Genomic DNA, 15,028 nt, shown 5'->3' with positions numbered 1-15,028 from the left:
ATGAACACCCAGACCCGCGAGTCAACGTCCATGAGTGACGCCCAGGACAAGGCCGGCACGCTCATCGAAGCCCTGCCATGGATCCAGCGTTTCGCCGGAACCACCATGGTGATCAAGTACGGCGGCAACGCCATGGTCAACGACGAGCTGCGCCGTGCCTTCGCCGAGGACGTCGTGTTCCTCCACCACGTGGGCATCCACCCCGTCGTGGTGCACGGCGGCGGCCCGCAGATCAATTCGATGCTGGGCAGGCTCGGCATCGAGTCGGAGTTCAAGGGCGGCCTGCGCGTGACCACGCCCGAGGCGATGGACGTGGTGCGCATGGTCCTCACCGGCCAGGTGGGCCGCGAACTGGTGGGCCTGATCAACTCGCACGGGCCCTACGCCGTCGGCATGTCCGGTGAAGACGGCGGCCTGCTGCGCGCCGTCCGCACCGGCACCGTAGTTGATGGCGAGGAGGTGGACCTCGGGCTGGTGGGCGAGGTGGTCGGAGTGGACCCCGCCGGCATCGTGGACATTCTCGACGCCGGCCGGATCCCCGTGATTTCCACCGTCGCCCCTGAGATCACCGACGCCGGCGAGGGCGTGGCGGGCACCGCGCGCTTCCAGCCCACCGGCCAGGTCCTGAACGTCAACGCTGACACGGCAGCTGGTGCTGTGGCGTCCGCGCTGGGCGCCTCGAAACTGGTTATCCTGACCGACGTGGAAGGCCTCTACGCCAACTGGCCGGACAAGTCCTCGCTGATCTCGTCCCTGACGGCCTCCGAGCTGCGGGACATGCTGCCCAGGCTCGAAGCCGGCATGATCCCCAAGATGGCGGCCTGCCTGAAGGCCATTGACGACGGCGTCGAGCGGGCGCACATCGTGGACGGCCGGCTGCCGCACTCGATGCTGCTGGAAACCTTTACCACTGCCGGAATCGGCACCCAGGTCGTACCCGATGAGGAGACGAACGCATGAGCAACTTTGAACAATCCGCAGTCGTTGAGCAGTCCCCGGTGGTTGAGCTGGTCGAAACCAAGGGCCACAGCAGCGGCGCCGACTGGCTGGCTCGCTACTCGTCGTCGCTGATGGGTGTCTTCGGCACGCCCCAGCGGGTGCTGGTCCGCGGTGCGGGCTGCCTGGTCTGGGACGCCGACGGCAAGGAATACCTGGACCTTCTCGGCGGCATCGCCGTCAATGCGCTGGGCCACGCCCACCCGTTCGTGACTTCGGTAATTTCCAGCCAGCTGGCCACCCTGGGGCACGTCTCCAACTTCTTCACCAGCCCCACCCAGATCGCCCTGGCCGAAAAGCTGCTGGAACTCAGCGCAGCGCCGGCCGGCTCCAAGGTGTTCTTCACCAACTCCGGCACCGAGGCCAACGAGGCAGCCTTCAAACTCGCCCGGCGGAACTCCGGTTCTGCCGCCGGGGAGACAGGCGGCAAACGCCGCACCCGGATCATCGCGCTCGAGGGCGCATTCCACGGCCGGACCATGGGCGCACTCGCGCTCACGGCGAAGGAGGCCTACCGCACCCCCTTCGAGCCCGTGCCCGGCGGCGTTGAGCACATTCCTTTCGGGGACATCGAGGCCCTGCGCAACGCGGTGGACGACACCGTGGCTGCCGTCTTCCTGGAGCCGATCCAGGGCGAGGCGGGCGTCCGGCCCCTTCCGGCCGGCTACCTGAAGGCGGCCCGCGAGTTCACCGCCGAGGCCGGTGCCCTGCTCATCCTCGATGAGGTGCAGACCGGCATCGCGCGCACGGGCAAGTGGCTGGCCAGCGAAGACGCCGGGATCGTGCCCGACGCCATCACGCTGGCCAAGGGCCTTGGCGGCGGTTTCCCGATCGGCGCGCTCGTCACGTTCGGCGAGCAGACGTCGTCGCTGCTGTCCGCAGGGCAGCACGGGACCACCTTCGGCGGCAACCCGGTGGCCACCGCCGCGGCGCTGGCCACGCTGCACGCCATTGAAAGCCAGCACGTGCTGGACAATGTCCGCACCGTAGGTGAGCATGTGCGGGAGGCCCTGGCCGCCGTCGGCGGTGTCACCGAGGTGCGCGGCGAGGGACTGCTGATCGGCTTCGACCTGGATGCCGACGTCGCCCCTGCTGCCGTGACCGCAGCCCTGGACGCCGGCTTCATCATCAACAGCCCCGGCCCCAGCACCATCCGCCTGGCCCCGCCGCTCATCCTGACCACGGAGCAGGCGGACCGTTTCCTGGCCGCCCTTCCGGCCATCCTGCAAACCGCAAAGGACGCACAGTGACCTCCACCGGCACCATCCGCCACTTCCTCAAGGACACGGACCTCAGCCCTGCCGAACAGGCGGAAGTCCTGGAACTCGCGGGCCGCATGAAGGCTGCACCGTACAGTGTCCAGCCGTTCGCCGCCGAAGGCAGCGGCCGCAAGACCGTCGCGGTGATCTTCGACAAGACCTCCACCCGGACCCGGGTCTCCTTTGCCACCGGCGTGGCCGACATGGGTGGCAACGCCCTGATCATCAACCCGGGCGAGGCGCAGATCGGCCACAAGGAATCCGTCGAGGACACGGCCAAGGTCCTCGAGCGCATGGTTTCCACCATCGTGTGGCGGACCGGCGCGCACTCCGGCCTCGTCGCCATGGCCGAAAACTCCAGGGTTCCGGTCATCAACGCCCTGTGCGACGACTACCACCCCTGCCAGCTGCTGGCCGACCTCCTGACCGTCAAGGAGCACAAGGGCGAACTGAAGGGCCTCACCATGGCCTACCTCGGCGACGCCGCCAACAACATGGCCAACTCCTACCTGCTGGCAGGCGTCACCGCCGGCATGCACGTGCGCATCGCCGGTCCGGAGGGCTACCTGCCCGCGGCCGGCATCGTGGCTGCCGCCCAGGAGCGTGCCGCCGAGACCGGCGGCTCCGTCCTCATCACCACGGACGCGGCGGAGGCACTCAAGGGAGCCGACGTCGTCGCCACCGACACCTGGGTCTCCATGGGCCAGGAAGCCGAAAAGGAAGCACGGATGAAGCTGTTCCGTGAATACTCCGTGGACGAGGCCGCGCTGGCCCGAGCCGCCGCCGATGCCGTCGTGCTGCACTGCCTTCCCGCCTACCGCGGCTACGAAATCTCTGCCGGCGTGATTGACGGCCCGCAGTCGATCGTGTGGGACGAGGCCGAGAACCGCCTGCACGCGCAGAAGGGGCTCATGGCCTGGCTCATGCACCGGTCCGGGCTGGCGTTCGTCGACGGTCTTTCTCCCGTTGAGGGCACCGGGGAGAGCACGTTCTAGTGTCCACCAACCCGGCGGCCCCGGGCGCGAGCCCGGCCACCAAGACGGCCCGCCAGGCGCGGATCATCGCGATCCTGACCGGCGAATCCGTGCGGTCCCAGGCCGAGCTCGCGGCGCTGCTGGCGGACGACGGCGTGCAGGTCACCCAGGCCACGCTGTCGCGTGACCTCGTGGAGCTCGGCGCCGTCCGCGTGCGGGGCAAGGAGGGTGTGCTGGTATACGCCGTCCCCGGTGAGGGCGGGGAGCGGGCGGCCAAGAGCGGGGTCAGCCAGGAAATCCTCGATGCCCGGCTGGCGCGGCTCTGCGGGGAGCTCCTGGTCACCGCCGAGGCATCAGCGAACATTGCGGTGCTGCGGACACCCCCGGGGGCGGCAAACTTCCTCGCCCTCGCCATCGACCATTCCGTGATGCCCTCGATCCTGGGCACCATCGCCGGGGACGACACCGTGCTGCTCGTGGCCCGGGACCCGCTGGGCGGGCCGGAACTGGCTGCGCGGTTCCTGCAGCTCGCTGAGGAAGCCGGCCAGTAAGCCGGCCGTATTCATCCAAGACAAACAAAACAAAAAACAAACAACTAAGGAGCATGTTCCGTGACTGAGCGTATTGTTCTGGCCTACTCAGGTGGCCTGGATACTTCCGTAGCCATCGGCTGGATCGGTGAAGCCACCGGCGCCGAGGTCATCGCCGTGGCGGTCGACGTCGGACAGGGTGGCGAATCCCTGGAGACCATCCGCCAGCGCGCCCTCGGCTGCGGCGCCGTCGAGGCCTATGTGGCGGACGCGAGCGACGAGTTCGCCAACGAATACTGCGTGCCCACGCTGAAGGCCAACGCCCTCTACCAGGGCCACTACCCGCTGGTTTCCGCGATCTCCCGCCCGGTGATCGTCAAGCACCTGGTCAAGGCTGCCCGCGAATTCGGCGCCACCACCGTGGCCCACGGCTGCACCGGCAAGGGCAACGACCAGGTCCGCTTCGAAGTCGGCATCCAGACCCTCGGCCCGGACCTGAAGTGCATCGCGCCGGTCCGCGACCTCGCCCTCACCCGCGACAAGGCCATCGCCTTCGCCGAGGAAAAGGGCCTGCCGATCGAGACCACCAAGAAGAACCCGTACTCGATCGACCAGAACGTCTGGGGCCGCGCCGTCGAAACCGGCTACCTCGAGGACATCTGGAACGCCCCCACGAAGGACATCTACGACTACACCGCCACGCCGGAATTCCCGCCGGCACCGGATGAGGTCACCATCTCCTTCGAGGCCGGCGTGCCGGTGGCGATCGACGGCGTGAAGGTCACCCCGCTGCAGGCGATCAAGGAACTCAACCGCCGCGCCGGAGCCCAGGGTGTGGGCCGGATCGACGTCGTCGAGGACCGCCTGGTCGGCATCAAGTCCCGCGAAATCTACGAAGCACCGGGTGCCATGGCACTCATCACCGCGCACAAGCACCTCGAGGACATCACCATCGAGCGCGAGCAGGCCCGCTTCAAGGCCACTGTCGGCCAGCGCTGGGCAGAACTCGTGTACGACGGCCAGTGGTTCTCCCCGCTCAAGCGCTCCCTGGACGCCTTCATCGAGGACACGCAGAAGTATGTCTCCGGCGATATCCGCATGGTGCTGCACGGCGGCCAGGCGATCGTCAACGGACGCCGCTCCGAGACCTCGCTGTACGACTTCGACCTCGCCACCTACGACACCGGCGACACCTTCGACCAGTCCATGGCACGCGGCTTCATCGAGCTGTGGGGCATGTCCGCGAAGGTTGCCTCCGGCCGCGACATCCGCGTCGCAGGAAAGTAAAAATCGGTGGTTGAGCCTGTCGAAACCCAAAAGTCCGAAGCCACGAACACAGGCGCGCTGTGGGGCGGCCGGTTCGCCGGCGGCCCCGCGGATGCCCTGGCGGCGCTGAGCAAGTCCACGCACTTTGACTGGCGGCTGGCCCGCTACGACATCGCCGGCTCCAAGGCACACGCCCGCGTGCTGCACAAGGCCGGGCTGCTGGACGACGCCGAGCTCGAAGGCATGCTCGCTGCGTTGAGCCAACTGGACGACGACGTCGCCTCCGGCGCCTACCTGCCGGCGGAGTCCGATGAGGACGTCCACGGCTCGCTGGAACGCGGTCTGATCGAGCGTGCCGGCACCCAGCTGGGCGGCAAGCTCCGCGCCGGGCGGTCACGCAACGACCAGGTGGCCACGCTGGGGCGCATGTTCCTGCGCGACCACGCCCGGATCATAGCCCGCGGCGTGCTGGCAACGATCGAGGCGCTGGTGGACCAGGCCAAGGCCCACCAGGGCGTCGCCATGCCGGGCCGCACCCACCTGCAGCACGCGCAGCCCGTCCTGCTCAGCCACCACTTGCTGGCCCATGCCTGGGCGCTGCTGCGCGATGTGCAGCGGCTCCAGGACTGGGACAAGCGCGCAGGCGTTTCGCCTTACGGTTCGGGTGCCCTGGCGGGCTCCTCGCTGGGACTGGACCCGGAGGCCGTCGCGGCGGACCTGGGCTTCTTCTCGGCCACGCACAACTCGATCGACGGCACCGCGTCCCGCGACGTCTTTGCCGAGTTCGCCTGGGTGTGTTCGATGATCGGCGTGGACCTGTCCCGCGTGTCGGAGGAAGTCATCCTGTGGGCCACGAAGGAGTTCTCCTTTGTCACCCTGCACGATTCCTACTCCACAGGATCGTCCATTATGCCGCAGAAGAAGAACCCCGACGTGGCGGAGCTGGCCCGCGGCAAGGCCGGCCGGCTGATCGGCAACCTGACCGGCCTGCTGGCCACGCTGAAGGGCCTGCCGCTCGCGTACAACCGCGACCTGCAGGAGGACAAGGAACCGGTGTTCGATGCCGCCGACACGCTTGAGCTGCTGCTCCCGGCCGTCTCGGGCATGATCGCGACCCTGAAGTTCAACACCGCGCGGATGGAATCGCTGGCACCGCAGGGCTTCGCGCTGGCAACGGACATTGCCGAATGGCTGGTCCGCCAGGGCGTTCCGTTCCGCGAGGCGCACGAGCTCTCCGGTGCCGCGGTTAAGCAGGCTGAAAGCCGCGACGTGGAACTCTGGGACCTGACGGATGAGGAATATGCCGCCATTTCGGAGCGCCTCACCCCGGAGGTCCGCAGCGTCCTCAGCACGGAAGGTTCGCTCAACAGCCGCAACTCCCAGGGCGGTACGGCACCGGCCGCCGTCGAACGCCAGCTGGTCGCCCTCGAGGGCGAGCTCGCCGGCGTGCGCGAGTACGCGGGGTAGAACCCGGTAGCCACCGAGATGGCACTTCGCGGCAGTGTTGTTCGCAGACATTGCCGTGAAGTGCCATCTCGCTGCGTTAACGAGCAGGCAGTTCTGCGAGCACCTGTTCACATTCCTGTCTGCGCGCGTGCCCGAGGACCAGAAGCTGGTGCTGCAGCCGCTTGGCTTGCCTCGCGTGACGATTGGGACCGGCGGCCGCTCCACGGTCATCAACGGAATGGTCACCGACATCGCCGCCTGGCTCGCGGGCCGGGAACCGTCGCTCGGGAGCCTTCGTGCCTCGGCCGCCGCGGACGGCGTCGACCTGCCGGAACTGCTGCCGTGGCCTTCCGGGGTCCCGGCGAAATAGCGCCTAAGCAGCCCTCCCGGCCGACTGGTTCAGCCGGCGGCGAGCCCCTGCTTTTCGCGGGCCAGCAGGCTTTCCTTGATCCGCAACCCCCAGCGGAAGCCACCCATCGTGCCGTCCGTGCGGACCACCCGGTGGCACGGAACGAACAGCGCTGCGGCGTTGAAAGCACAGGCGCTGGCTGCTGCCCGGACTGCCTTGGCGTTGCCGGACAGCTCCGCATATTCGGTGTAGGTGACCGGCGCCCCCGGGCTGACGGTGCGGAGCACGTCCCAGGCATGGGCGCGGAACGGGCCTGATTTCTGCAGGACGGGCACGCTCATGGCTGGAACCGGATCACCCGCGTAGAACGCCTCCACGGCCGCGGAAATCGGGCCGAGGTGCTCCACCGGTTCGTAGGCGTCCGGCAGCAACTCGGCGTGGATCTGGCCCGTGAGGTCCTGCGGGTCGGCCGTCCAGCCCGAGGCGAGCACTACGCCGTCGCGGGCGATGATCGTGAACGGCCCGTCCGGCGTGGCCATGGTCAGAAGCTGGGCTTTCATTGCACTGTCACATTCATTGCATTGTCACTTTCATTGCATTGTCACTTTCGATGTCTGCGCCCTGCGGGCGGTGGGGTTTCCTGGCACGGACGCGGCGGCCCGCCAGAGGTGCATGGTGGCGTAGGAACGCCACGGGCTGACTTCCCGGAAGTCCGACGACGGCGCGGCGCCACTTCCGCTGCTGCCGCCGGGCAGCGCGCGGATTCCGTTGCGAACCGCGGCGTCATTGGCGAGGAAGATATCCGGCGCGCCGATGACCCGCATGGCCACATATCCTACGGTCCACGGCCCGATGCCCGCCTGCGGCAGCAACTTGGCCGAAAGGCCGGGCAGATCGTCACCGTAGCCAAGATCCAGACTGCTGTCGGCCAGTGCCGTGGCCACCGCCAGCAGCGACTCGACCCTGCGCTGCGGGCCGCGCAGGAGTTCCGCGCCGGCTCCGGCGATCTGCGCCGGCGACGGGAACAACCGCGAAAGCCCCTCGCCTGCGGCCGCGCTGGGACTTCCGGCTGCGGCAAGCTGCGTGAGCGCCGTGCGCGCGGCGGCCACCGTGATCTGCTGTCCGACCATGGCCCGGATGAGCAGTTCCTGCGGATCCAGGGCCCCCGGCAGGCGGATCCCCGGCGCTGCCGCCACGGACGCCGAAAGCCGGGGATCGGCGCCGAGCGCGCCGTCGATGGCGACGGGATCGGCGTCGAGGTCAAATAGCCGGCGGACCCTGCTCAGCAGGGCCGGCAGATCCCGGAGGTCCACCGCGCCGATGGTGAGCACCAGCGGCCGCCGGTGCGTCCCGCCGTCGTACTCCGCCTTGCCACCCAACGCCGTGCCGGCCTCTGCGGTGTCCCTGCCGGCGCCGGTGTATTCCACACTGAACCGAGCGTCCCCGTGCGGGAGCCTCAGGGTCCGGGCGTAGGACGTTGCGGTTCCGGCCTCGATCCCCGGAATGGCGCGGACGGCGAGGAAGCTGAACACGCCGGGGTCGAACGGCTCGCGGTAGGGGAGGGCCAGCGTGAGTGAGGTGCTCTCGGGGGCGGACGGATGGTGCCGGGCGGTGCCGCGGAGGGCTGTCGGCGTCATGTCGAACACTTCGGCAACGGTCTCGTTGAACTGGCGGACGCTGCTGAAACCCGCGGCGAAGGCGACGTCCGCAAGCTTCATCGTCGTGGACACCAGCAGCGTGCGGGCGGTCTGTGCCCTGCTGGCCCGGGCCAGGGACAGGGGACCCGCGCCGAGCTCATGGCTGAGGATCCGGTTCAACTGGCGGGACGAATAGCCCAGCCGCGCGGCGAGCCCCTCGACGCCGTCGCGGTTGATCACGCCGTCGTTGATCAGGCGCATGGCCCGGCCGGCAATGTCCGAGCGGAGGTTCCAGGCCGGTGTGCCCGGGACGGCCTCGGGCAGGCAGCGCTTGCACGCACGGTACCCGGCTTCATGCGCGGCGGCGGAGGTCTCGTAGAAGGTGACGTTTTCCGCCTTGGGCGTCCTCGCCGGGCACGACGGCCGGCAGTAGATGCCCGTGGTCCGCACCGCCGTAAAAAACTGCCCATCGAAGCGGGTGTCCCGCGCGTCGATGGCGCGGTAGCGCTGCCAGAAGTCCATGACTCCATCCTGCCAGCCGCCAGCGGGCCGTGCTAGCGGAAATCGGACATGACCGTGGAGGGGCTTCCACTGCGCCGGGCCCTGACAACAGGCCCTTCGGTAAGGTCGGGGGATGACCACCAGCGCCCCTGTGCGGCAATTCCTGTCGGGCGATGCCCGCGAAATAGCTCCGCTGCTCCTTGGCGCTGTCCTGACCCACGACAGCCAGGAAGGTCCCGTCGCCGTCCGGATCACAGAACTCGAGGCCTACATGGGCCCCGTCGATTCGCTGCACCCTGACCCCGGGTCCCACACCTACCGCGGCCCAACCCGCAGGAACGCCCCCATGTTCGGCCCGGCCGGCCACCTCTACGTCTATTTCACGTATGGCATGCACTACTGCGCCAACATCGTCTGCGGCCCGGCCGGCCACGCCTCCGCCGTCCTGCTGCGCGCGGGGGAAATCGTCGAGGGCCGGGAACTGGCCCTCGCCCGCCGGCCGACGTCGAAAGCCGCCAAGGATCTTGCCAGCGGTCCCGCCCGGCTGGCCACGGCGCTCGGACTGACCACCGAGGAGAGCGGCCGGGACGCCCTGGCCCCTCCGTTTGGCCTGGTTTTGCCGCCGGCACCCGCCGCGCACGTCAGCACCGGACCGCGGGTCGGCGTCGCCGGGCACGGCGGCACGCACGACTATCCATGGCGGTTCTGGCTCACGGGCGACCCCACCGTGTCCCGCTACAAGGCAGCGAAGGCGCGTCCACCGCGGGCGTAGGCTGGACGGGTGAACCACAGCCAAGCAGCCCCCGCCCCCAGGCCCGTCCCCGTGGACGAACTCATTACCAGCCTCTGCGCGACCGTTCCGGACTACCCCAAGCCCGGAATCACCTTCAAGGACCTGACCCCCGTTTTCGCCGACGGCCCCGCGTTCCGGGCAGTTGTCGAAGCGCTCGTGGAACCGTTCAAGGGGCAGTTCGACGCCGTGGCCGGCGTTGAGGCACGGGGCTTCCTGCTTGCCGCCGCCGCGGCCTACGCCACCGGCACCGGCGTGGTGACAGTGCGGAAGGCCGGGAAGCTGCCGCGAGAGGTGTACTCCGAGGACTACGCCCTGGAATACGGCAATGCCACCCTGGAACTTCACACCACCGACCTGGCCCGCGGCAGCCGGGTCCTGATCCTCGACGACGTCCTCGCAACAGGCGGCACGCTCGGGGCAGCCGCCCGCCTCTTTGAACGCTGCGGTGTCCACGTCTCGGGCGTGGGCGTGGTGATGGAACTCGGCGAGCTGCGCGGCCGCTCCGCTCTCGCCGGGCACCGCGTGCGGTCGCTGCTGCGCCTCTGACCAGCGGACTTGTCGATGAGCGGCGGGGCCGCGCGGTCAGATAACCTGCCTTAAGCAGCTCAACAGCCGCCACGTTTGCCGAAAAGGTTATAGAATGGACGGTCTGTCTTTTGCGATAGGGGAACGATGCTCGACGCCGATTTGGCCCACGAACGGGACTATGTAGCCGGTCTGTACACCCGGCTTGATGAACTGCGCGAGGAAAAGCGCGCCCAGCTGGCACAGGTGCGCCGCGCGGGAGCAGTCGGCACCATGCAGAACGTCTCCGAACGTGACGCCTTCGCGGCCCTCTACGAGGACCGCCTCGCCCAGCTCGACGCCGTCGACGACCGGTTGGTGTTCGGCCGGCTGGACCTGGACTCCGGCGAAGCCCAGTACATCGGCCGCATCGGGCTCACCACCGAGGACCTCGTCCGGCTCATGGTCGACTGGCGCGCGCCGGAGGCCGGCCACTTCTACCAGGCCACTGCATTTGACCGGCAGGGCGTGCGCCGGCGCCGGCACCTGATCCTCCAGGGCCGCGAGGTCAAGGCCATCGAGGACGATGTCCTGGACGCCGACATGCTTTCGGATGCCGACTCGCTGCAGGGCGAAGGCGCGCTGCTGGCCGCCCTGAACTCCAAGCGCACGGGCCGGATGTCGGACATCGTGGGCACCATCCAGTCAGAGCAGGACCGCATCATCCGGTCCTCCATCTCCGGCGCCCTCGTGGTCCAGGGCGGGCCGGGCACGGGCAAAACCGCCGTGGCCCTGCACCGCGCCGCCTACCTGCTGTACACCCACCGCGACCGGCTCAAGTCCGCCGGCGTGCTGCTGGTGGGGCCGTCGTCGTCGTTCATGAAATACATCGAACGCGTCCTGCCGTCGCTGGGTGAAACCGGCGTGGTCATGGCCAGCCTCGGCAGGCTCATGCCTGGCATCAACGCGGTGCCGGAGCAGGAAGCGGACGTCGCCGCCATCAAGGGCAGGCTGGGGATGGCTGAGGTGATCGCCAACGCCGTGGCCAACCGCCAGCGCATTCCGGCTGAAAACCGGATCCTGGAAGTCGATGGCCGCAAGCTGACCCTCACGCCCCGGCAGGTCCGGCGGGCCCGCGAACGCGCACGATCCACGGGCAAGCCGCACAACGAGGCCCGCGTCACTTTCGTCAAGATCCTGCTCCGCGAGCTGACCGAGCAGCTGACCGAACTCGTCGAGGCCGGCAACATCGGCAACAACGCCGACCGCTCGTACCTCGCCGAGGACGTGCGGACGGCCCGCGACGTGCGCGTCGCGCTGAACCTGTGCTGGATGCCGATGACGCCCGAGAAGCTCGTGAGTGAGCTCCTCAGCAAGCCCGCCCTCCTCGAAGCGTGCACCCCCGGGCTGACCGCCAGGGAACGCGAGCTCCTGCTCCGGGCTCCCGATGCCCCCTGGACCGAGGCTGACGTCCCCCTGCTCGACGAAGCTGCCGAACTCCTCGGCGAACTGGATCCCGCCGCCGGCCGCGGTCTCGCCCAGCAGGAGCAGGACCGGGCCCGTGCCCTGGCCAACGCCCGGCAGACCCTCGTCAATATGGAGTCGGCCGGCGTTGACGTGCTGATGTCCGCGGAGGAACTCGTTGAACAGAACGAGGAACGCGAGGCCCGGCTGACGGCCGCCGAGCGCGCCACCAGTGACCGCACCTGGGCCTTCGGCCACATCGTCGTCGACGAGGCGCAGGAACTGTCGCCGATGCAGTGGCGCCTCCTGGTCCGGCGCTGCCCGCTCAAGTCCTTCACGATCGTAGGGGACATCGCCCAGACCAGTTCCGTGGCCGGCGCGAAGTCCTGGCAGGGAGCCCTCGCCCCGATGTTCGGCGACCGCTGGCAGCTGGAGGAGCTCACGGTGAACTACCGGACGCCGTCGCAAATCGCCGAGGCGGCCGCGCGCATGGCCAATGCTGCCGGCCTGGTGGTCTCCGCACCAAAGGCCGTGCGGGAAGGCCGCTGGTCACCCATCATCGACCGTGTGGAGCATGGCGGCCTGGTCGGCCGGCTCGTGGAGGTCCTCCCCGAGGAGCTCCAGGCGCTCGACGGCGGCCTGCTCGCCGTGATTGCCGACGGCGACCTGCTGCGGGAAGCCACGGCGGCGCTGCGTGCCGAGTACGGTTCGCGGCTGGGCACTGGTGCCGGCAGCTATGAACAGGATCTGGTGGTCATCAGCCCACGGGAGGCCAAGGGACTTGAGTTCGACGGCGTCGTGGTCCTTGAACCGAGCGCCATGCTGAACCACGAGCATGGCAGGGTGGGCGATCTGTACGTCGCCATGACCCGCCCCACCCAGCGGCTTCGGCTGATCGCGGCCGCGGACGTTCCGGCGGGCATCGAGCGTTAGGCTTTCCGGCAGGCCCGGCCGTTCCCGGCCAGGCCCGCCTCTTGCCCTTCACGAGGGTCGGGGCGGCGCTGATCCTGCTAACTTAGAAGGCGTGTCACAACTAAACGACCTCGAATCCCAGCAGAACGACCCCAGCTTCGCCAACATCTGGCAGGAGCTCAAATGGCGCGGCCTTGTCCACGTATCCACCGATGAGGTGGAACTGGAAAAGCTGCTCGCCGGGGAACCGGTCACGTATTACTGCGGATTCGACCCCACGGCGCCGAGCCTCCACCTGGGAAACCTGGTCCAACTCCTCCTCATGAGGCGGCTCCAGTTGGCCGGCCACAAGCCCTTGGGTCTCGTGGGCGGTTCCACCGGGCTGATCGGCGACCCGCGTCCGACGGCGGAACGCACCCTGAACACCAAGGACACCGTTTCGGAGTGGGTCGGTTACCTGCAGGCCCAGGTCCGCCGGTTCCTCAGCTTTGACGGCGCCAGCGCCGCCCGGATGGTCAACAACCTGGACTGGACGGCGCCGCTGAGCGCAATCGACTTCCTCCGCGAGGTCGGCAAGCACTTCCGTGTGGGTACGATGCTGCGCAAGGACGCCGTGGCTTCACGCCTCAGCTCCGAGGAGGGCATCAGCTACACGGAGTTCAGCTACCAGATCCTGCAGGGCATGGATTACCTCCAGCTGCACCGCGACTACGGCTGCATGCTGCAGACCGGCGGATCCGACCAGTGGGGCAACCTCACCAGCGGCACCGAACTCATCCGCAAGGTGGAGGGTAAGACGGTCCATGCACTGGGCACCCCGCTCATCACCAACGCCGACGGCACCAAGTTCGGCAAGAGCGAGGGCAACGCTATCTGGCTGGATTCGGCCATGGTCAGCCCGTACACCTTCTACCAGTTCTGGCTGAACACCGCCGACGCGGACGTTGTGGACCGGCTGAAGGTGTTTACCTTCCTGACCCGTGCCGAGATCGAGGAAATTGCCGTGTCTGTGGCAGAGCGCCCCTTCGCCCGCGAAGGACAGCGGAAGCTCGCCTACGAAGTGACGGCTCTGGTCCACGGAGCCGAAGCCACCGACAAGGTCATTGCCGCTTCCGCGGCTGTTTTCGGCAACGGGGATCTGTCCGTGCTTGACGAGCAGACGCTTGCCGCGGCGACCGCAGAACTGCCGTCCGCTTCCGTGGACGGAACGGGTCTCGGCATCATCGAGCTGCTGGTTGCCTCGGGTCTGTCGGACAGCAAGTCCGCTGCGCGCCGCGTGGTCGGCGAGGGCGGCGCCTATGTCAACAACGCCAAAGTCACGGATCCGGACGCGGTCATCTCGCCGTCCCAGCTGTTGCACGGCAAGTACCTGCTGCTCCGCCGTGGCAAGAAGAACCTGGCCACCGTTCAGGTGTCCGGCGCCTAGCACTGCAGCAGACAAAATGCACGCTCCTCCGCAGCCGATTTGCACGGCCGCGGGGGAGCGTGTAATGTCTTCTGAGTCGCCGCCGCTGAGTGGTGACAAACCCCCTTCACTGAGAAGCAATTCTTCAACTTCAAGCATGAATGAAGAAAAGCTTCCCATAGTGCTGGGCGGATTCATGCATTGAAGTGAATACCGGATGAATAACCCGGATTTGCAAAGTGAAAATGAATGAAATAAGCTAGAAACATCGCAGCGAAGAAATGCGAAACACAAATTCCCGTTATAAAAACTGGGAATTGTTTCGACGAGTATTCGAATGTGTCTGTTGTTTGAGAACTCAATAGTGTGCCAAGTTTATTGATACCGATTTTTTATGAATTGGTTGGATTGGCCGGGCTGTCCACGTTCGTGGGTGGTCTGGTTTTTACAGCTGGTTTCAAATTTTGTGCAGCCGGGTTTCCGCGTTATTTCCGTGGTGCCTGGTTGTGTCTGTTTGTTTTCAACGGAGAGTTTGATCCTGGCTCAGGATGAACGCTGGCGGCGTGCTTAACACATGCAAGTCGAACGATGATCCGGTGCTTGCACCGGGGATTAGTGGCGAACGGGTGAGTAACACGTGAGTAACCTGCCCTTGACTCTGGGATAAGCCTGGGAAACTGGGTCTAATACCGGATATGACTCCTCATCGCATGGTGGGGGGTGGAAAGCTTTTGCGGTTTTGGATGGACTCGCGGCCTATCAGCTTGTTGGTGAGGTAATGGCTTACCAAGGCGACGACGGGTAGCCGGCCTGAGAGGGTGACCGGCCACACTGGGACTGAGACACGGCCCAGACTCCTACGGGAGGCAGCAGTGGGGAATATTGCACAATGGGCGGAAGCCTGATGCAGCGACGCCGCGTGAGGGATGACGGCCTTCGGGTTGTAAACCTCTTTCAGTAGGGAAGAAGCGAAAGTGACGGTACCTGCAGAA

The 15,028-nt window shown here is 67.3% G+C and carries 12 protein-coding genes, 1 rRNA gene and 1 pseudogene; 12 read left to right on the top strand and 2 right to left on the bottom strand.

Annotated elements, in window-relative coordinates; genetic code table 11:
- From argB to ACFQ50_RS18760, 7 genes and pseudogenes are all read left to right on the top strand, one after another.
- Positions 1–960 carry an acetylglutamate kinase gene (gene argB, locus ACFQ50_RS18790; RefSeq protein WP_377997153.1) on the top strand — a complete coding sequence of 320 codons (960 nt, stop codon included), beginning with the start codon at positions 1–3 and terminating at the stop codon, positions 958–960.
- Positions 957–2,246 carry an acetylornithine transaminase gene (locus ACFQ50_RS18785; protein ID WP_377997152.1) on the top strand — a complete coding sequence of 430 codons (1,290 nt, stop codon included), beginning with the start codon at positions 957–959 and terminating at the stop codon, positions 2,244–2,246. The genes argB and ACFQ50_RS18785 overlap by 4 nt, the downstream gene beginning before the upstream one ends.
- Positions 2,243–3,250: an ornithine carbamoyltransferase gene (gene argF, locus ACFQ50_RS18780; protein ID WP_377997151.1), complete on the top strand. Its 1,008-nt coding sequence runs from the start codon at positions 2,243–2,245 to the stop codon at positions 3,248–3,250. Before ACFQ50_RS18785 ends, argF begins: the two co-directional genes overlap by 4 nt.
- Positions 3,250–3,780, top strand: coding sequence for an arginine repressor (locus ACFQ50_RS18775; RefSeq protein ID WP_377997150.1), 531 nt, complete (start codon positions 3,250–3,252; stop codon positions 3,778–3,780). The genes argF and ACFQ50_RS18775 overlap by 1 nt, the downstream gene beginning before the upstream one ends.
- Before the next feature lie 60 nt (positions 3,781–3,840).
- Positions 3,841–5,046, top strand: a complete 1,206-nt coding sequence (locus ACFQ50_RS18770; RefSeq protein WP_079551246.1) for an argininosuccinate synthase — start codon at positions 3,841–3,843, stop codon at positions 5,044–5,046.
- 6 nt (positions 5,047–5,052) lie between these two features.
- A complete protein-coding gene (gene argH, locus ACFQ50_RS18765; protein WP_377997149.1) occupies positions 5,053–6,492 on the top strand; it encodes an argininosuccinate lyase in 1,440 nt (479 codons plus the stop codon).
- Positions 6,493–6,574: 82 nt separating this feature from the next.
- Positions 6,575–6,841: pseudogene (locus ACFQ50_RS18760) on the top strand (hypothetical protein); the annotation flags it as partial.
- 29 nt (positions 6,842–6,870) lie between these two features.
- On the opposite strand, the gene ACFQ50_RS18755 reads toward ACFQ50_RS18760, so the two are convergent.
- Both ACFQ50_RS18755 and ACFQ50_RS18750 read right to left on the bottom strand, forming a co-directional pair.
- A complete protein-coding gene (locus tag ACFQ50_RS18755; protein WP_377997148.1) occupies positions 6,871–7,380 on the bottom strand; it encodes a methylated-DNA--[protein]-cysteine S-methyltransferase in 510 nt (169 codons plus the stop codon).
- 30 nt (positions 7,381–7,410) lie between these two features.
- Positions 7,411–8,979: a DNA-3-methyladenine glycosylase 2 family protein gene (locus ACFQ50_RS18750; RefSeq protein ID WP_377997147.1), complete on the bottom strand. Its 1,569-nt coding sequence runs from the start codon at positions 8,977–8,979 to the stop codon at positions 7,411–7,413.
- Between the two features lie 112 nt (positions 8,980–9,091).
- On the opposite strand from ACFQ50_RS18750, the gene ACFQ50_RS18745 reads away from it, so the two are divergent.
- From ACFQ50_RS18745 to ACFQ50_RS18725, 5 genes are all read left to right on the top strand, one after another.
- Positions 9,092–9,730, top strand: a complete 639-nt coding sequence (locus tag ACFQ50_RS18745) for a DNA-3-methyladenine glycosylase (RefSeq protein ID WP_377997146.1) — start codon at positions 9,092–9,094, stop codon at positions 9,728–9,730.
- A 9-nt stretch (positions 9,731–9,739) separates the two neighbouring features.
- Entirely contained in the window at positions 9,740–10,297 is a 558-nt protein-coding gene (locus ACFQ50_RS18740; RefSeq protein WP_377997145.1) for an adenine phosphoribosyltransferase, read from the top strand.
- Between the two features lie 126 nt (positions 10,298–10,423).
- Complete coding sequence (locus ACFQ50_RS18735; protein WP_377997144.1) at positions 10,424–12,652, top strand: HelD family protein; 2,229 nt, start codon at positions 10,424–10,426, stop codon at positions 12,650–12,652.
- A gap of 91 nt (positions 12,653–12,743) precedes the next feature.
- On the top strand, positions 12,744–14,057 hold the full coding sequence (gene tyrS, locus ACFQ50_RS18730; RefSeq protein WP_377997143.1) for a tyrosine--tRNA ligase: 1,314 nt from the start codon (positions 12,744–12,746) through the stop codon (positions 14,055–14,057).
- A gap of 499 nt (positions 14,058–14,556) precedes the next feature.
- Positions 14,557–15,028: ribosomal RNA gene (locus ACFQ50_RS18725) — 16S ribosomal RNA — on the top strand; the annotation flags it as partial.

The organism is Arthrobacter sp. NPDC056493, assembly GCF_042795115.1.
In the GTDB taxonomy this organism is placed as follows: Bacteria; Actinomycetota; Actinomycetes; order Actinomycetales; family Micrococcaceae; genus Arthrobacter.
The sequence above is the reverse complement of the archived record's forward strand: the minus strand, read 5'-3'. Positions and strand labels throughout refer to the sequence as shown.